At 57.9% G+C, this 18,793-nt stretch carries 17 protein-coding genes; all 17 read right to left on the bottom strand.

What is annotated here, in order from left to right:
- Positions 1–74 precede the first annotated feature (74 nt).
- Positions 75–1,544 (bottom strand): Asp-tRNA(Asn)/Glu-tRNA(Gln) amidotransferase subunit GatB, encoded by a 1,470-nt coding sequence (gene gatB, locus L2W58_RS03385; RefSeq protein ID WP_236101600.1) that lies wholly within the window; start codon positions 1,542–1,544, stop codon positions 75–77.
- Complete coding sequence (gene gatA / locus L2W58_RS03380; protein WP_236101599.1) at positions 1,544–3,016, bottom strand: Asp-tRNA(Asn)/Glu-tRNA(Gln) amidotransferase subunit GatA; 1,473 nt, start codon at positions 3,014–3,016, stop codon at positions 1,544–1,546. Before gatA ends, gatB begins: the two co-directional genes overlap by 1 nt.
- A complete protein-coding gene (gatC, locus tag L2W58_RS03375; RefSeq protein ID WP_236101598.1) occupies positions 3,016–3,309 on the bottom strand; it encodes an Asp-tRNA(Asn)/Glu-tRNA(Gln) amidotransferase subunit GatC in 294 nt (97 codons plus the stop codon). Before gatC ends, gatA begins: the two co-directional genes overlap by 1 nt.
- 3 nt (positions 3,310–3,312) lie before the next feature.
- The gene (ligA, locus tag L2W58_RS03370; RefSeq protein ID WP_236101597.1) at positions 3,313–5,337 is read right to left on the bottom strand and encodes an NAD-dependent DNA ligase LigA; all 2,025 of its coding nucleotides are present in this window, start codon (positions 5,335–5,337) and stop codon (positions 3,313–3,315) included.
- A gap of 7 nt (positions 5,338–5,344) precedes the next feature.
- Entirely contained in the window at positions 5,345–6,856 is a 1,512-nt protein-coding gene (gene lysS, locus L2W58_RS03365) for a lysine--tRNA ligase (protein ID WP_236101596.1), read from the bottom strand.
- Positions 6,849–7,886, bottom strand: coding sequence for a tRNA dihydrouridine synthase (locus tag L2W58_RS03360; protein ID WP_236101595.1), 1,038 nt, complete (start codon positions 7,884–7,886; stop codon positions 6,849–6,851). Before L2W58_RS03360 ends, lysS begins: the two co-directional genes overlap by 8 nt.
- The gene (locus L2W58_RS03355) at positions 7,870–8,631 is read right to left on the bottom strand and encodes a type III pantothenate kinase (RefSeq protein WP_236101594.1); all 762 of its coding nucleotides are present in this window, start codon (positions 8,629–8,631) and stop codon (positions 7,870–7,872) included. The genes L2W58_RS03360 and L2W58_RS03355 overlap by 17 nt, the downstream gene beginning before the upstream one ends.
- Positions 8,632–8,647: 16 nt before the next feature.
- Entirely contained in the window at positions 8,648–10,060 is a 1,413-nt protein-coding gene (locus tag L2W58_RS03350; protein ID WP_236101593.1) for a ComEC/Rec2 family competence protein, read from the bottom strand.
- A complete protein-coding gene (locus tag L2W58_RS03345) occupies positions 10,061–10,744 on the bottom strand; it encodes a ComEA family DNA-binding protein (protein WP_236101592.1) in 684 nt (227 codons plus the stop codon).
- Between the two features lie 18 nt (positions 10,745–10,762).
- Positions 10,763–12,091: a tRNA (N6-isopentenyl adenosine(37)-C2)-methylthiotransferase MiaB gene (miaB, locus tag L2W58_RS03340; RefSeq protein ID WP_236101591.1), complete on the bottom strand. Its 1,329-nt coding sequence runs from the start codon at positions 12,089–12,091 to the stop codon at positions 10,763–10,765.
- 137 nt (positions 12,092–12,228) lie between these two features.
- Positions 12,229–12,990: a transporter substrate-binding domain-containing protein gene (locus L2W58_RS03335; RefSeq protein ID WP_236101590.1), complete on the bottom strand. Its 762-nt coding sequence runs from the start codon at positions 12,988–12,990 to the stop codon at positions 12,229–12,231.
- 189 nt (positions 12,991–13,179) lie between these two features.
- Positions 13,180–13,338: a rubredoxin gene (gene rd / locus L2W58_RS03330; RefSeq protein ID WP_005658603.1), complete on the bottom strand. Its 159-nt coding sequence runs from the start codon at positions 13,336–13,338 to the stop codon at positions 13,180–13,182.
- A gap of 87 nt (positions 13,339–13,425) precedes the next feature.
- On the bottom strand, positions 13,426–14,541 hold the full coding sequence (locus tag L2W58_RS03325; RefSeq protein WP_236101589.1) for a M24 family metallopeptidase: 1,116 nt from the start codon (positions 14,539–14,541) through the stop codon (positions 13,426–13,428).
- The gene (locus L2W58_RS03320) at positions 14,542–15,534 is read right to left on the bottom strand and encodes an AIR synthase related protein (protein WP_236101588.1); all 993 of its coding nucleotides are present in this window, start codon (positions 15,532–15,534) and stop codon (positions 14,542–14,544) included.
- A complete protein-coding gene (locus L2W58_RS03315) occupies positions 15,527–16,087 on the bottom strand; it encodes an epoxyqueuosine reductase QueH (RefSeq protein ID WP_236101587.1) in 561 nt (186 codons plus the stop codon). The genes L2W58_RS03320 and L2W58_RS03315 overlap by 8 nt, the downstream gene beginning before the upstream one ends.
- Complete coding sequence (locus L2W58_RS03310; RefSeq protein WP_236101586.1) at positions 16,074–16,880, bottom strand: tRNA (adenine-N1)-methyltransferase; 807 nt, start codon at positions 16,878–16,880, stop codon at positions 16,074–16,076. The genes L2W58_RS03315 and L2W58_RS03310 overlap by 14 nt, the downstream gene beginning before the upstream one ends.
- Before the next feature lies 1 nt (position 16,881).
- Positions 16,882–18,789 carry a transketolase gene (locus tag L2W58_RS03305; RefSeq protein ID WP_236101585.1) on the bottom strand — a complete coding sequence of 636 codons (1,908 nt, stop codon included), beginning with the start codon at positions 18,787–18,789 and terminating at the stop codon, positions 16,882–16,884.
- Positions 18,790–18,793: the final 4 nt, after the last annotated feature.

Here is an 18,793-nt window from a genome sequence, read left to right as displayed (position 1 = left end):
GAAGCGGGTTCCCCCTCCCCACGCCTCGGGAGCAGGGGGAACCGCCACTATTGTACCAGATCAGTAGTCTCTGATCATCGGGGTAATTCGATATCCAGTATCTTGGCGACCTCCCTGGGGTCCGCCTGCCCTCTGGCTTCCTTCATGACCTGTCCCTGAAGGAACTTGCGTTTTTTGTCCTTTTTGTCATCGCAGGAACGGATCACTTCGACTACGTCTCCGTTGGCCTCCAGGACGGATTGGACCAAAGAGGCCAGTCCGTCTCCCGAGAGGTTCCCGGCGGTCACACCGCAGGCATCTATGGCCTCTTTCAGGGAGATCTCCCTGGATACCATGGCGTCGAAGACCTCTTTTGCCGCCGTGGTCGAAAGCTTTTTGCCCTCCACCATCCGCAGCAACTCGACAAGAGCGGCCGGAGACAGAGAGAACTCGGAGATATGCCCTCCCCTTTCGTTCAATACCCGAAGCACCTCTGTCCTGATCCAGTTGGAGGCCCTGGCGGGAGACGCCCCGGCCTTCACACAGGCCTCGAAATACTCGGCCAGGTCCTTTTGCTCCGTAAGTACCGAGATGTCGTCCTGGGGGAGGTCGAAGTCCCTCTCGTATCGGGCCTTCTTCTCCCATGGGAGCTCGGGCAGATCCCTCTCGATGTCCTCTATGTAGCTATCCGAAAGCACCAGAGGAGGAAGATCCGGCTCGGTGAAGTAACGGTAGTCGTTGGACTCCTCCTTGCTCCTGGACGAGCTGGTCTCTCCGGCACTGTCGTCCCAGTTACGGGTCTCCTGATGGATCTCTCCTCCGTCGGAGAGGATAGCGCCCTGACGTCGGATCTCGAACTCCAAAGCCCTCTCCAGAGCTCTGAGGGAGTTCATGTTCTTGACCTCGACCCTGTTGCCCCACCGTCCGTCCGATACCTTGAGGGATATGTTGGCGTCAACCCTCATGGAGCCCTTCTCCATGTCTCCGTCGGAAACGCCGAGGTATCTGACCATCTGACGGAGGGTGGCTACGTATTCCTTGGCCATTCTGGGTGAAGTTATGTCCGGCTCGGATACTATCTCCGCCAGAGGAACGCTGGAACGGTTGTAGTCAACGAAGGACTGGGTGGATCCGACGATACGACCGTCCGAGGCTCCGTGGACCAGCTTTCCTGCGTCCTCCTCGAGATGAAGCCTGGTTATGCCGACTTTATAGGGTTTTCCGTCGTCGCCTGTGACAGTAACCTCTCCCTTCTCCGCCAGAGGAACGTAAAACTCGGAGATCTGGTATGCCTTGGGCAGGTCCGGGTAGAAATAGTTCTTCCTGTCGAAGCGGGTAACCCGGTTTATAGTGCACCCCAAGGCCAGACCGGCTCTGACTCCGAGCTCAACAACTCTCTCGTTCAGAACCGGAAGGGTTCCGGGCTGACCGGTGCAGAGAGGACATATATTGGTGTTGGGCGTCGCTCCTATGTAATCGGTGGAACAGCCGCAGAAAAGCTTTGTCCTGGTGTTCAGCTGTACGTGTATCTCCAGCCCTATGACGGTCGTAAAGGTCAGGGACATCACAGATCACCTCCATCGGCTATTTTGGCCCCGCCGAAACGGCTTTCCATCACCGCAGCGGTGGAGAGAAGCTCCTTTTCGCCCCATCGGGGAGCTATGAACTGGACTCCCAAGGGGAGGCCCTCCTCGGAAAAACCGACATTGATGGATATTCCCGGAAGCCCCGCCATGTTGACCGGTATCGTGAAGACGTCGGCCATGTACATGGCGATCGGATCGTCTATCAACTCACCGACCTTGAAGGCTGGGGTCGGAGAGGGAGGCAGTATTATGGAATCGACCTTTTCGAAGGCCTTGGCAAATTCCTGCTTGATGACCTTTCGCACCTTCTGAGCCTTCAGATAATAGGCGTCGTAGAAACCGGCGCTCAGAACGTAGGTCCCTGTCAGGATACGCCTCTTTACCTCGTCTCCAAAGCCGTCCTTTCTCGTCTTGAGATAAAGCTCCATCAGGCTCTCGGGGTCCTTCGAGGACGATCCGTAACGGACTCCGTCGAAACGGGCCAGGTTGGAGCTGGCCTCGGCGGGAGCCAATATGTAATAGCTGGCCAGGCCGTGATCGATGGCGGTCCCCAATGATATCTCGACCATCTCCGCTCCGGCTTCCTCACAGGCCTTCATCGCTTTGGAGAGGGCATTTTTCATCCTGTCATCGTAATCGTACTCGGCGACCTCCTTGAGATAACCGATCCTCTTCCCCTTCAGATCCCTAGCTGACAGGGCCTGGGAGAAATCGTCCGGAGGAACCGGCTGGCTGGTGGAGTCCATTGGATCGTGAACTCCCAGAACCTCCATCACCAGGGCAACGTCCTCGGCGGTCCTGGCGAAAGGGCCTATCTGATCCAAAGAGGACGCAAAGGCAACCAGACCGTAGCGGCTCGTCCTTCCATAGGTAGGTTTCAGGCCGTAGACTCCACAGAAAGAGGCGGGCTGACGGATGGAACCGCCTGTATCGCTACCCAAGGCGATAGGGGCGTATCCCGCTGCGACCGCGGCAGCGCTTCCTCCGGAACTTCCCCCTGGAACCCTGTCAAGCGCCCAGGGGTTGGAGGTGACGCCGAAGGCCGAGTTCTCGGTGGATCCACCCATGGCGAACTCATCCATGTTGGCCTTGCCCAGAAGGACCGCTCCTGCCTTTAGGAGAAGCCTCACCACCGTGGCGTCGTAGGGAGGAACCCATTCCTCAAGGATCCTGCTGGCACAGGTGGTCTTTACCCCTGCTGTACACATGTTATCCTTCAGTATAACCGGAACCCCTCCGAGAGGACCTAGGTCCTCTCCGGCGGATCTTCGCCCGTCCAATTCCCTGGCTCGGGCGATGGCAGCTTCGGCCGTAACGGTAAGCATGGCATGGATCTCGGGCTCCTTGGACTCTATCCTGGAGAGGCAGGAACGAACGACGTCCTCGGCGGAGAAACGCCCATCTCTGACGCCGAACGCTACCTCCGTCGCCGAAAGTCTGAAAAGCTCCATCACGCATCCCCTCCTATTCTGGGCACCTTTATGAAGTCGCCCTGCCGCGAGGGGGATTGATCCAATATGGCATCCCTGTTCTCCCAGCGAACCGGTTCGTCCTTGCGGAGCTTCAGGGGCTCGGCGTCCTCTACGGTGAAGGGATCAACGTCGGACAGATCCAGCTCCTCCATCTTGCCGAAATAGTCCAGAATCGTGTTGAAGTGCTCCGTCAAAGGTCCGACTTCGTCTTCTCCGACCTCAAGTCGGGCCAGCAACCCCACCTTCTTTACGTCTTCAGGGGTTATTTTCATCGTCTATTCCTCCTTTTCGTTACCGGCAAGGGATTCGACCATCTCGTAGAATCCATCTTCGTCCAAGACGGGGATTCCCAGCGATACGGCCTTATCGAGCTTGCTCCCCGGCGATTCTCCTGCCACCACGTAGCCGGTTTTGCCGCTCACGGAAGATGTGGCCTTGCCTCCCATGGATTTCACCAGTTTCTGAGCTTCCGAACGACTGGCCCTCTTCAGCTCTCCGGTGAAGACGAAGGTCATTCCCGAGAGTGGTTTCCAATCCGGCGACGTCTCAGGCCGCCTCTCCTCCATTCGGACTCCGTGATCCATCAACCTGTCGAGAGTTCGGATGTTTTCTTCGTCGGAGAAAAATGCCTTCAACGAGGCTGCGATGGCGGGACCGATTCCCTCGACAGACCCGAGTTCCTCCGAATCGGCTCGACGGAGGGCCTCCATGGATCCGTAGCGTTCCACCAGAAGCTCGGCAACCCCTTTGCCTACGTGCCTTATACCCAGCCCCGCCAGGAGGGCCGCCAGAGGACGGTCCTTGGATCCCCTTATGGCTGAGATCAGATTGGACGCAGATTTAGGACCCATCCTGTCCAACGAGATTATCTGTTCTTCCTTAAGGTCGTAGAGGTCGGCCAGATCCCTCACAAAACCGGAGCTCACCAGCAGGGAAGCGACCCTCTCTCCGAGACCCCTTATATCCATGCACCCTCTGGAGGCGAAGTGCCTCAGCTCCTCGTTCATCTGGGCGGGACAGGATTTGTTGGGGCACCTCCAGGCGGACTCGTCGGGAAGACGAACCGCCTCGGAGCCGCAGATAGGGCAGTTGCGAGGCATCTCGAAGGGAATCTCCGTTCCGTTACGGGCCTCCGAGTCCACCGACACTATCTCCGGTATTATCTCGCCGGCCTTTCGGACCTTGACCCTGTCTCCTATCCTGACGTCTTTCCTGCGTATCTCGTCCTCGTTATGCAGACTGGCACGACGGACAACGCTGCCGGCCAGTTGAACCGGTTCCAGTATGGCCACCGGGGTCATGGCACCGGTTCTGCCCACCGATATCTCTATTTCCTTCAGGACAGTTGTCTTCTCCTCCGGAGGATATTTATAGGCCACGGCCCATCTCGGAGCCCTAGCCGTCCGACCGAGCCTGTCCCACTGCTCCACGGGGTCGGCCTTCACCACCACCCCGTCGGTGACGTAGGAAAGAGAAAAACGCTCTTCCTGCCACCGGGCCACGAATGCCTCCACCTCATCCAGATCGGAACAGAGTTTCCATGCGTCCTGGACCGGCAGGCCCGCTTTTTTCAACCAAGACAAGAGACCGGACTGTGAATTTATGCCTCTCTCCTCCGGAGATACCACGGCATAGACGAACAGATCGAGCCGTCTTGCCGCCGCCACCCTAGGATCAAGCTGTCTCAGACTACCGGCAGCGGCGTTTCTGGGATTGGCGAAAAGGGGATCCCCCTTCTCCTCCCTCCGTTCGTTCAACCCGGCGAAGCTGTTCTTCGCCATGTAGACCTCGCCTCTGACCTCCAGCCTTCCCGGCACGTCGATGTTCAGCCGAAGAGGCAGCGATCTCACCGTCAATAGGTTGGACGTGACGTCCTCCCCGACGGAACCGTCCCCTCTGGTGGCCCCTCCTACGAATACCCCGTCCTCGTAGATCAGAGATACCGCCAGTCCATCTATCTTAAGCTCACATACCCAGGGAAAGGAACTTACGGGGCCGGTCGCCCTGGCGAGGAAAGATCGAAGCTCCGAGACGTCGAAGACGTCGTCCAGGCTCAACATGGGATGGGAGTGCTCCACCTTGAGGAAGCCGTCCAGAGGACGGCCTCCTACTCGGCGGGAGGGAGAATCGTCTGAGACGAGGGCCGGGTGCTCTCTCTCCAGCTCCAGAAGCTCCCTCATCATGCGGTCGTAAGAGCTGTCGTCGATCTCAGGGCTGTCCAGCACGTAATACAGACGCTCGTGTCTGGCTATCTCTTTCTTGAGGCTTTCGTACCGCCTCAGGATATCCCGAGAGACCATAAAGCTATCAGGCCTTGGGCTTCATCGTAGGGAACAGGATGACGTCCCTTATGGATCTGCTGTCCGTCAGGAACATGATCAGCCTGTCTATTCCTATCCCCAGTCCTCCCGTCGGAGGAAGCCCCTGTTCCAGGGCGTTGACGAAGTCCTCGTCGAAGGGATGGCCCTCCTCGTCTCCTGCCGCCTTCAACTTGGCCTGATCCTCGAAGCGGGCCCTCTGATCTATGGGGTCGTTGAGCTCGCTGAACCCGTTGGCAACCTCGCTGCCGCACACGAACAGTTCGAAACGATGGGTGTAGTCCGGCTTCTCCGGGTTCCTCTTGGACAGAGGGGATATCTCGGTGGGATGGCCCATGACGAAGGTGGGCTGTACGAGATGTTCCTCCACGAACTCCTCCACCATCATGGTGAGAACCTTGAAGCGACTCTCATCGCCCTCCAGCGCCAGCCCCTGGCCCTCGGCTATCCTGCGGGCCTCGTTATCGTCGTCTATGCCGTCGAAGTCCACACCGCAATGCTCCTTGACCAACTCCACCATGGTGGCCCTGCGGAAGGGTTTGCCAAGATCCAACTCGGTTCCCTGCCAGGTGACCGTGGTGCTGCCTGTCGCGTCGAGAGCCGCCTTTCTAGCTATCTCCTCTGTGAGATCCATCATGTCGACGTAGTCGCAGTAGGGCCAGTAGACCTCCATGGCGGTGAACTCGGGGTTGTGCATGGCGTCCATACCCTCGTTGCGGAAGTTCTTGCCCATCTCATAGACTCGGCCCATCATCCCCACGACCAGTCTCTTCAGGTGAAGCTCCGTGGCTATACGAAGGTACATATCCAGATCCAGAGCGTTGTGGTGGGTCACGAAGGGCCTGGCGTTCGCCCCTCCCGCCAGGTAGGAGAGCATCGGAGTCTCCACCTCCAGGGTGCCGTGATCCTCGAGGGTCTTTCTAACCGACGATATTATCCTCGCCCTCTGACGGAAAACGTCCCTGACCTCGGGATTCACCATCAGGTCGACGTACCTCTTGCGGTAACGGACCTCAGTATCGGTAAGACCGTGCCACTTCTCCGGCAGGGGCCTCAATGCCTTGCTGAGAAGCACGCACCGAGTTACCGCTATGGTAAGCTCCCCTCTCCTGGTACGGAAGGGATGTCCCTCTACACCGATGATATCCCCGGCATCTATCCATTTCTTGAAGAACCGGTAGGGATCCTCTCCCATGGAATCCAGACGGAAATAGAGCTGCATGGACCCCGTCTCGTCCTGCATGTTGGCGAAAGAGGCCTTTCCCTGTTTTCTGACTGTCATAAGACGGCCCGCCACCGAAAGGGAGATATCCTCTCGGGACTCGTCGACGGCGATATCGTCGTGGTCTTTACGGACCTCGGCCAGGGTCTGCTCGACTTCCCAGCTCTCGTTGACGTAGGGATCGTATCCCTCTTCCTCCCTCAACCTTCTCAGCTTGTCCATCCTCTGGCTGAGTATCTCCTCCTCGGGAGTCAAGGATCCCCGTTCCATATCACTCATCTTTTATTCCCCTTTCGAAAAAATGCCTCCAGTCCCTGATATGGACGCACATGGTGCCCCAATCGGACGCGGACGCTATAGCCCTTCTGTAGGAGGAACAACCGGGTACACCCCGGAAGACCCCCGACATCAATCTTTTCAACAAGACCATGGCCACCCTCTCTCCGTGGAAGTTCGACAGATCTTCCGCAAGATCGGAAAACAAAGCCGCTCTCGTCTCGATAGACGGCGGATCGTCGTAGACCGGATCTCCGATATTATAGCCTAAGTGAGAGAGGATTCGTGGCAACACGAAGGGATCGGTCACGCCTCCTCTGGCTAGAAACACCGAGACACAGCCTCCAGACAGAGCCTTCGACACGTCCTCGGGACCGGAGATATCTCCAGATGCGGATATCACCCCTGGCAGAGCTCGGGCTACCCGACAGACCTCGTCGAAATCGGAGGTACCCTCGTATCTCTGAGAAGCGGTCCTGCCATGGACCCCTACGTTAGCCGCACCTGCCTCCACCAAAGCCGACGCGAACTCCAGCGTATCCGGTCCCGATCCATCCGGCACTATCTTTCTTATCTTGGGCCATACGGGAAGACCCAGGCGCCCCAGACATCGAACCATATCGACCGCCAGGTCCAATCGACTCAAGAGCCTGGCTCCGGCCCCCTTCTTGAGGACCTTAGGCATTGGGCAGGCCATGTTTATCCCCAGGGCATCGAACGGAACTCCCAAGGACAGGGCGATCTCCGCACCTCGCATGAGGGTGTCCGAGTCCCCTGCGAAAAGCTGGAGGACCAGAGGCCCCTCCCCGGGAGCCCTGAAAAGCATTTCCGTCGTCTTCCTGTTCTTCCTCGTAAGTCCGGCACAGCTGACCATCTCGGTGTGAGCCAACCCCGCTCCGAGCCGCCAGAACATCCTTCTAACCGCCGGAAGGGTGACGCCTGCCATAGGAGCCATCATTATCGGATTGGACAGCTCCAGCCCTCCTACGAGAACAGAGGGACCCACCATACCAGGCCTAAGTGAGCCTGTCATATATCAACCTCAATCCCTCCAGGGTCAGCCAGGGTTCCAGGGAGGATATCGTCTCCGAGACCGATGCGACCGTCGCAGAATGTCCTCCGGTGGCGACCACGGGGCTCTCCCTTCCGATCTGCTTCCATATCCTGCGGACCAGAGCATCCACCGAACCGGCGGTACCGTAGACGACGCCGGACTGAATGGCCCACCTGGTGTTTTTTCCTATTACCGATCCAGGGGCCTCCAGCGCCACCTGCGGCAGTTTGGAGGTCTTGCCGAAAAGGGCGTCCATGCTGGTGACCAACCCGGGCGATATCGTGCCTCCAAGATAGGCTCCGTCTTCGGATATGACGTCCAGAGTTATGGCGGTTCCGAAATCCACCACTATCAGAGGCGCCCCGTATTTGGATATTCCCGCCACCGAGTTGACCAATCTGTCGGCCCCTACCTCCCAGCGGTTTTCGTACGCTATGGGAAGTCCTATATCGAGATCGGCGTTGACCCTTATACAGTGAACCCCTATATAGGACTCGACCGCCTCCGCTATTATGAGGTCCAAAGAGGGGACCACGCTGGACATGGCGGCCCCGGTTATATCCGACGGAGAGATGGACGAAAGCGTCAGCAGGTTCAGCAGGAGGATCCCCACCTCGTCGGAAGTCTTCCTCTCGGACACCAATCGCCAATGTCGGATCAGACGGTCTCCCTCGAATACTCCTATAACGGTCGTCGTGTTCCCTACGTCAATGACCAAGATCATGGCCTGCACTCTCCTTTCATAAAAAATCCATCAACAATTTCTCGAGAGATACGAGGACCAGCAAAAGGACCCCGCCTCTGTAGACAGGTATTCTGAATCTAAGGATCATCACTATCGTCACCACCCCGACTGCCAAAGCCGGAAACCATGGATTCCAACCTACGGAGACGAAGGGGATAGAGTCCGCTCCCAGAGCCCAAAGCTTGAAGGCCCCCTCGGAAATCAGAGTACATATATCTCCTCCCGGAAGACCGAGAAGGGAGGGAAGCGAGCAGAACACCGCCAGGGGAAGCAGCACCCCGAAAACAGGCAGAGCTACGAGATTGAGGATCAGACCGTTAGCCGATACCGATCCGAAGGCCCCCGCTATCATAGGAGCCGTTACGACCCATAGGAGAGGGCTCATAGCCAGTGCCTTCTTCCAGGTGGAGACTCCCTTGGTCGAAGCCATGGCCGTCACCACCAGAGCACAGGAGACCGACAGTCGCCACCCCAGATCCCAGAACCACCAGGGACGCCAGGCCAATAGAGCTATAGCGGCCAAAGCCACCGAGTTGACCCCGGAGGAAGGTCGTCCGATCGCAGGTCCCAAGGTCGCCAGCTGTATCATCAGGGCGGCCCTGACCGAGCTAGCCGCCCCGCCTGCCAGAAGGACATAGAGCCACACGACGGCGGAGACGAATAACCAGGCCAGGCGGAACCGTCTGAAAGCCACCCAGGCCAAAGCGGCCACCACCCCTACGTGAAAACCGGAGACCGCCAGGAGATGGGCCGTTCCCCATCTCCTGTGAGACCTTTCCAGGTCGGGGTCCTTCCCTCCCAGCAACGAAGCCAGGAGATAACCTCTAGTGAGAGGAGGCAATCTGAGAAGTATCCGTCTCCTGAGGTTCGATCTCAGGGATCCCAATGAGAAAGTCCGGCCCCTGTCTATCGACTTCCCGACTATCAGTTCTCCCGAAACTCCCCTGGCCAGCCAGTAGAGCCTCTCGTCGAAACCTCCCTTATCTCTCGCCCCTCTCAGAGGAACGACCTCCCCGGACAGATCCAACTCGGTCCCCTCGAGATGGGAACGGATCGCGGGGACCTTGGCGACGAAACGCCCCTCCGAGGTATCTATCACCATGGCCCTGCCCGTGCCCCAGCTACGCTCGGCCACGACGATACCGGTCGTGTCTATAGTACCGGATAGATAATTTTCATCCAGCCTTACGGAACAATAAAAGGCGACGACGAAGGATATCGTCGTCACCAGGGCCGCCATGACGTAACGTCTTCTGTCCCATTTAACCGACAGGACCATCAGAGATCCCAGAGTGAAAAGTGCGGCTGTCGCTCCCATGACGGGGGGAGGAAGCCTTGAAGACCAAGGGAGGAACAGACAAAGCGACAGCAATACGGGGACGGCCGGAGCCTCCGCCAGGAGATCCATCTAACGCACCGTGACCAGAGCCCTGACGGTCTCCAGCTTTTTAGGACCTATGCCTTTCACCTTGGTTAGCTCATCCACCGAACGAAATGGACCAATCTTTTCCCTGTAGGACAGGATCGCCGCAGCGGTTTTAGGCCCTATTCCGGGAAGGGTCTGCAACTCCTCCAAAGAAGCGGAGTTGAGGTTCACCGCTCCGGAACGTGCCGAAGCGGAACCGGAGGAAGTTCCGGCATAGGACAGAGCCGTAACCGAAGACGAACTTCCGGAACGGCCGGTATCGATCGGAGCCCTCACGGCCTTCGATCGAAGAGGGACGTGTACGTGGGCACCGTCGGCCAGTGGAGCGGCCAGGTTAACCGCGACGTCGTCGGCCCCCGAGGTCATACCTCCGGCGGACTCCACCAGGTGGTACACCCTGCTACCGCTGGGAAGGTGATATACCCCGGGAGATTCGACCGCCCCGGTCACGTAGACCACCCAGATCTCGGGACCTTTCCTGGGAGCTGGGTCGTCCTCGACCCTGGGAGCCTCCTTCACGGACAGAGCCGGTCCCGCCTTGGATGTGGGTTCGGACATACCTTCCCAGCGTCCCGAAAAAGAGCGGATCATAAGCCCGGCGCCGCCGAAACACACCAGTCCCAACAGGATCAATCCTATGTGGAGAATCCGGTTCTTCCCCTTCATATTAAGACCTCCCGAAATCTATGATAGCCCCTCCACCTCTGATATCTCGCCGTGAAGACACCAGTTCTCCGCCCTGACTATTTTCACATCGGCGAAACGGCCAGCCCACGAGGGCTCCCCGGGACATATGACCACCTTATCTGTCATGGTCCTTCCCTGCACGAGCCCATCGCCCTTGGGTGCCGGGCCGTCTATAAGTATACGGTAACGTCGCCCCACCGTGGCCTCGTTTATCTCCATGGCGATGGACGACTGGAGCCGATTTATCTCGGAAAGCCGCCGGAACTTCTCCTCTTCCGGCAGCTGATCCTCCATTTTCGCCGCCGGGGTACCAGCCCTGGGGGAATAGGCAGCGGTATGGACCAAGTCGAAACGGAATTGCCTCACCGCTTCCATCGAGGCCATAAAATCCTCCTCCGTCTCTCCGGGGAAACCGACTATGAGATCCGACGTAAGGCCGACCTCCGGCAGTCCCTCCCTTATGATCCTCACCGTCTCGGTGTATTCGGCAAGAGAGTAGTGCCTGTTCATACTCTTCAAAATCCTGTCGCTTCCCGACTGTATGGGAAGGTTTATCCCCGGACATATTTTAGGATAGTCGGCCATGACGGACACCACATCGGCGGTCAGATCCTTGGGATAGGAGGTCATGAACCTTACCAGGTCCACGCCGTCGGTCTCGGCCACGTCCCTGAGGAGGTCGGCGAAACGGTAGGGCCTGTCGAAATCGGCACCGTAGGTATCCACGTTCTGCCCCAACAGGGAGATCTCCCTGACGCCGTCGTCCACCAATGCACGTATCTCCTCCAGTATCTCCCCGCTGTCTCGGGACATGAAACGTCCTCTGACGTAGGGAACGATACAGTAAGTGCAGAAATAATCGCAACCGTGAGCTATGGTAACGTAGGCCTTCCAGGGATTGTCCCGCTTTATCGGAACCACGTCGAGATCGTTGAACTCCCTGGCGTTGGCGTCCAGGAGGTCCACCCTCTCACCGGAGACAGCCCTGATCAATCCGTCCGGGATGAAACCGATGCTTCTGGGACCGGCTATCATCCTTATCCAAGGGAAACGCTTCATCATGTCCCTTCCGACGTTTTGAGCCATACATCCAACGAGACACACGATCGGAGCTTTTTTGCCCTCCCAACCGGGACGGTATCTTCCCATCTCGCTCCATATCTTGTGCTCCGCCTTATCCCTTATGCTGCAGCCCACGTAGACCACGACGTCGGCATCTGTCTCGGGAACCTCCCTCCACCCCTTGAGGATCATTGCGGTCCTTATCTTGTCCCCGTCGTACACGTTCATCTGACACCCATACACCTTTATGCAAAAGCCAAACACTAGATCTCCTCCAATTGTGGGCGAAAAACTGTCGCCCCGACATCGCCCAGCCAGAGTATATTACCCCAAAAACGAGCACTAAAAAAGGAGGGCCCGAGCCCTCCTCTAGAACCTGTCGATTTTGAAGTCCATAAACCCTAGTCTATTCCCCATTTATCCTTGAGTTCCTGGAAGGCGGGACCGGAAAGCACCTCTCCGAGAGCTGCGTTGACGTTCTTCTTCAGCTCCGGATCCTCCAGACTCATGGCCAGAGCCATGCCGGTCTGAGAGATGGGATGGAAGAAGGCTATCTTGAGCGTGTCGGTGTAGTCCTTGTTGTTCTTCAGGTTTTCTTTAGTCACCGTACCGTCCACGCAGGCGACGTCTACCCTGCCGAGGAGGACCTCTCTGAAAGCGTCGTCGGTCTTCTGGTATCTCTTCACCTCGAGCCCCTTCCGTTTAGACACGAAGGCGTCCTGGATGGTCCCGAGCTGCACCGATACCTTTTTCCCGTCCAGATCGTCCAGGGAGGCTATATCGGTCCTGTCCTCTTTCACGGTGAAGGCGTCGGGGGTCGTGTAGTACACGTCGGAGAAGGCCACTCTCTTGGCCCTCTCGGGGGTAGCGCTCATTCCGGCCGCTATCATGTCTATCTTGCCGGTGAGAAGGGACGGTATGAGGGCATCGAAAGCCATGTCCACTATCTCGACCTTCTTGCCCATCTTGTCGGCGATCGTATTTATCAGATCGATGTCGAAACCGACTATCTTGTTTTCCTCGTTCCTGAACTCGAAGGGTTTAAAGGTAGACTCGGTTCCCACCAGAAGGGTATCCTTGTCCATGGCTGAGGCGGCTAAAACCGCCGACGACATAGCGAAGAAAGACAGAACTGCCATACATAGGACCAATGCTTTTTTCATGATCTACACCTCCAAAGGTTTTAAACTCCACTTTACACACAGCCGCTTTAAAAAACCTCATGATATTATAGATCACGATAAAATCCTGTCAAGCCCATGGCGAAAATGTGAACGATCGTTCCCAAAAAGAGAAGGAGCCCATAGGACTCCTTCCAGATAATATTTCATCAAACAATTTCAGGGCCGGATCTAGGCCTCCTCGAACATATCCTTGCCGACGCCGCATTCGGGACAGACCCAATCGTCGGGGATGTCCTCAAACGCCGTTCCCGGAGCGATTCCGCTGTCGGGGTCGCCTACGGCAGGATCGTATTCCCAGCCACAAACGGTGCAAACGTATTTTTTCATCCCTATATATCCCCCTTTATATTGGTTTACGTCCCCTAGGACGTATTCTAACCGGATTATACACTACCGAGGCGGCGGGGCAAAATCTCACAGAGGAAGTATCCTGAAATCCTGAGGCAGATCGCAGGAAAGACGACGATGTCCGTCCTCGGTCACAAGGTAGTCGTCCTCCAGCCTCAGACCGCCTCTTTCAGGGATGTACACTCCGGGCTCCACGGTCACCACGTCTCCGGGAGATAGGATCTCGGCCGACCTGGGAGACAGTCGAGGCGATTCGTGTATCTCGACCCCGAGTCCGTGCCCCAGACCATGACCGAAGAAGTCTCCGTAACCGGCCCTATCTATAATGGAACGGGCCACAAAGTCGACCTCTCTGCCGGTCTTTCCCGGGGCTATGGCCTCCGCTCCCGCTCTGTGGGCCTCCTCCAGAAGAGAGTGGATCTCGAGAAACTCCGGATCCGACACCTCTCCAAGGGAAAAATTCCTGGTGAGATCCGACATATAACCGCCGTAGGCCGCTCCGAAATCGACAGTGACCCACTCGCCTTTGGCGAGCTTCTTGTCCGACGCGGTGCCGTGAGGCAGAGCGCTTCTTGCCCCGGAGGCCACTATGAAACGGTGATCGGGCCACCCTCCCTCGCCGCCTAAGGACACGATATGACCTTCCAGACACTTGGAGAACTCCAGCTCGGTCATACCTACAGAGACGTCCTTCAGGGCTCTTTCGTAGGCATCCGACGCTATTCGACAAGCCTTCACTATCGTGGAGATCTCCAGGTCGTCCTTGGTTCTTCGGATGGCCGGAATCATTCCGTCCGTATCCTCCCAGATAACGGAAAAGCTGGACAGCCTACGATAAGTTCCGTAGCTCAGGGTCTCTCCCTCGAAACCGCAACGACGGACCGAGTGTCTCCGAAGCATTTCCTCGATCATGTCGAATATGGTCTGTTGTTTGCTCTGGACCAGCACCCTAAAGGGGGTCTGTTCCGCCGCCTGGGACACATAACGACTGTCGGTGGACAACACGGCGTCGTCATCGGTTATGAGAACCGCCGCGGAGCTTCCTCTAAAGCCGGAGAGATAGAACACGTTTTCCCAGCCGTACCTTTCGACGTCGGTGAGCAAGACCCCGTCCAGCCCCCTGACGGCCATCTCCTTACGAAGACGGCCGACCCTGTTCCACAGATGATCGAATTTCGACATTCAGATGCGCCTCCCGGCCATGCCTAAAACTCTCCACAGCTCTTCCTCCGTGGAGATCTCCAGATTTCCCTTTCCATCGGTTATCTTGCCCACCAGACTCCCCGCTATACCGCAGGATTCCAGGATACGGAGCGACTCCTCCACGTTTTCGTCAGAGACCACAGCCAGGAGGACCCCGGAGGATATAAGCTTCAGGGGATCGAAACCTATTTCCTCCGAAGCCCTGACGGTCAAGGGGTGCAAGGGCAGATTCTCCCTGTACAGGTCCACCCCGGTACGACCGAGTCTGGACAGTTCCGAGAGTCCTCCCAGGAATCCACCCTCGGTGGGGTCGTGCATGTATTTGGCCAGATGCCTGATCTTACGTGCCTCTGGCACCACCGATATTTCGTCCAGCCAGGATCGAATCGAGGTGATCTCATCCCGGGACATGAAGGAAAGCAGGTCGGGCCTATCGTTGGCCAGTATGGCCATACCCTCCAGTCCTATGTGCTTGGTGGCTATTATGCCGTCTCCCGGGGCAAGATCGGTAGAGCTGTAGCGGTAGGAGGTGGTCCCTATCATGGTACCCATCACTACCGGTTTTTCGTAACGATCGGTCATCTCCGTATGACCTCCGACCACGGCCACTCCTATCTCACGGCAGACCTGATCTATCTCCGCCATGGTCTTCTCGGCGAAGGCCCTTCCCATCGAGACCGGAACTATGAGGGTCACCACCAGATAGGCGGGATCCCCTCCCTTACAGGCTATGTCGTTGGCGTTTACGTGGACCAAATACCGTCCGGCTCCCTCCTCCGCCCCAACTATGGGATCGGACGATACGGTCAGAAGGGCTCCCTCGGGCCACTCTATAAGGGCGGCGTCCTCTCCGATACCGGGACCGACTATGACCTCAGGTCTGGGAGCTCCGCAGTATCTCAATATCTGATTCTCCAGCTCCGCCGGAGGCAGTTTTCCAACCTGGTATTCCCTATCGGTCATGCTACTCATCTCGATTCCTCATGCTGTATATGCATCCGCAGTAATTCTGGCGATAGACCCCGAGACGACGGCTCTCTCTCACGGACCGTAGGAACCCGTCTCTCTTGCGCCATACCCGGTCCTCCCAGAGAAGGCCCAATCTATCCGCCTCTTCTCTGCCGATGGAGTTTATTAACTCGGGGTCCTTGTGGGGGCTTATGGTCAAGGTGGTTGTCAGTCGATCGATTCCGAGCTCAGATGCGGCCTCGGCTGCCGCCTTTAGCTGAACCCTGAAACAGACGGAACAACGCCGTCCCCCCTCAGGCTCACCCTCCAGCCCCCTCACCGCCTCGAACCAGGGATCGGTCAGATACCGACAGGGAGCCAGATTTCCGGAGTTACTCCTGGCAACGGCCTCGACCGCCTCTAACCTTCGGGTATATTCGCCTGCCGGATGGATGTTGCCACCGTAGAAGAAGCCGGTGACGTCGAACCCCTCCAAGGCCAGCTCCGGCCAGGGAACGGTGGCGTCCGGACCGCAGCATATATGGAGAAGAATTCTTTTGGCATCACCAGTACTCATCGGGAGCCACCCCCGCCTTCAAGGTTGAGGCAAACACCATGAACCCGGTATGGGCGACCATGGAATCTTCCGGACGAAGCCTCTTGGGATTGGTTTTCCAGTTTCTCTGAGAGGTCTCGGTAACGACCAGATCGGCACATCCCGCCTCCCTAAGGCTTTCCAGCACCATCTCCACCTGGTTGACCGTGGGGACCAAGACGGCAAGCCGACCTCCAGAAGCCAGGGCAGACACGGCGGAGTCCACGATCTTCCAGGGACAACGCACGTCCAGGAACAGAGCGTCCAGATCCCTTTCTTGGAAACCCGTCTCCTCCACGTCGGCGACCCTGAAGAGGACCCTATCGTCCACCCCCCAGCGTCTACAGTTATCCATGGCGACCTTCTGATGATCCTCCCGAACGTCGTAGCTGTAGACCCTGCCCTCGGCCCCCACGAAATGGGCGAAAAATACCGTCATGCCTCCGGAGCCGGAGCCACATTCCAACACGGAGGCTCCGGGCCGGATGTCCAACGAGGTGATCAGAACTCCGGCGTCCTTCGGATAGACCACCTGGGTGACCCTGTGTATCTTTCGGCAGAAATCGGAGACGGTAGGCCTCACTACGAAGAACCTCTCTCCCTTCGTAGAGAGGACCTCGCCTCCGAAACCTGCGGCTAGTACGTCGTCGTGACGGACGGCCCCCATCCTGCTCCCCAGAGACCCCCCTTTGGCGAGACGGATCAGAAAAGAGTCTCCTTTTTTGTTAGAGGCCCAGAGCCTGACGTAGTCTCCCTCCTCTATGGGTTTAGCCATTCTATCCCCGAAGGAGTCTCTCCACCTCGGCCACCAGGCCTTCGGAGGAAAGTCCCATTGCCTCGTAAACGTCCGAACTGGGGCCAGAGTCTCCGTAACGTTTGACTCCCATGAAGCTCCAACGTCCGGTCAGGCCGGCCTCGGCCGCTGCGGAAGACCATATCGAGCCCATGCCGGTCCTGGCACAGTGGTCCTCCAGGGCTATCACCTTCCCGGTGGAACAGGCGTCCTTCAGGGCATCCATGTCCACCTCCAGAGGGCAGGACACGGCATAGACCTTGACCTCAATCCCCTTGTCGGACAGACGATCCGCCGCCTCCATAGCCTTCGACGCCATGGCTCCCAGGGCTAGAACGGTACAGTCGTCGCCGTCTCTCAGAAGATGTGCATCGCCGTATCGGAAAGCCTCGCCTCCCCCGAAGAAGGGATTGCCCTTGCCGTCCGACAGGGGGTGCAGAGTGCTGCGTCCCATGGCTAGACACACGTTGCCCCTCTCGGCCAAAGCCCATCTGGTGGCCCGATCCGCCTGGTTGGGGTCGGAGGGCACCACGAGCTTCCATCCGAAGGTATTGGCCAGAAGAGACACGTAGTCTATGCACTGATGGGTCATGCCGTCCTCTCCCACGTCCAGTCCCACATGGGTCAGTGCCAGCTTCAGGTTGCCGTGGTTTATGTCGTTGAGCCTCTGCTGGTTGTAGGCCTCGGCAAGGCCGAAAACCCCAAAATCGGCCCATACGGGGATAACTCCGCAGCAGCTTGCGGCCCCGGCCACGGTGGCGGTGGAGTGCTCCTGTATGCCGCACTGGACGAAGCCATCAGGACAGACCTTGGCGAAAGAGGCCGTCTTGACCGACCCTGCCAGATCGCAGTCGAAAACCAGTATGGGAGTCCGGCCCTCCACGCCACAGTTAAGCGATCCCAGATCGGCCAGGGCATTGCCGAATCCGGAGCGGTTATCCACCTTTTCCTCTATTCCGTAGGTCCTTGGAGACCCGGTATCTACGGACACTGCGGGAACCTCCACCGATCTTCCCCTATAGTGAACCTGGTCGCCCAAAGAGGCGGCCTCGACAAGGATATCGGGCTGACCTAGCTCCTCCATCGCCTGACGGTACAGATCTCCGGTGGCGGCCTTGCCGTGGTAGTCCGGACGGTCCTCCATGAAGGAGACGCCCTTGCCCATCACGGTACTGCACAGGATGACCGCCGGAACGTCCATGCCCTGAGCCTTTTCCATGGCACGGTAGATCGAACGGAAGTCGTGGCCGTCTGCCTTCAATACGGCCCAGCCGTCGGCCTTCCAGAGGTCCTCGACGTTTACCGGCATGACATCCTCTGTCCTGCCGGATATCTGGATATCGTTCATGTCCACCAGAACGGTTATGTCCTTTATGCCGTGGGCCACCGCTATTCGTCTGGCCTCGGCTAGCTGTCCCTTGGGCTGCTCCCCGTCTCCCATGAGGACGTAGACGTGACGGTCGAGCCCCCTCTTCTTAAGGGCCAATCCGTAACCGACGCCGGCGGAGAGTCCCTGTCCGAGGTTGCCGCTGCCCCAGTCGATTCCCGGGATGGCTCTCTCCACGTGTCCCTGAAAGGCGCTGCCGCACCGTCTGAAATCGGCGACAGCCTCTAGGGGGTCCACGAAACCGTTATGGGCCAACACCGCGTAGGCCGCCGGGGAGGTATGTCCGTGACTTATCACCACGTAGTCTCTGTCGGTTCCGTCGCAGTTTTCCGGGGTCAAATCCGCAACGTCGTAGGCCGCCAGGTAGAGCTTCATGCTCGACAGGGATCCCGCCGGATGACCGCTCTTGGCCCTGGCCACCATGGACACTGCCAACCCGGAACACCGTCGTGCGGCCTCCTCCATCTCGTTCAATTTAACGTCGTTCAAGTCGTACTTTACCATTCGT

Source organism: Dethiosulfovibrio faecalis (assembly GCF_021568795.1).
GTDB classification, from domain to species: domain Bacteria; phylum Synergistota; class Synergistia; order Synergistales; family Dethiosulfovibrionaceae; genus Dethiosulfovibrio; species Dethiosulfovibrio faecalis.
Note: the sequence above shows the minus strand (reverse complement) of the source record. Positions and strands in the feature narration are given on the sequence as shown.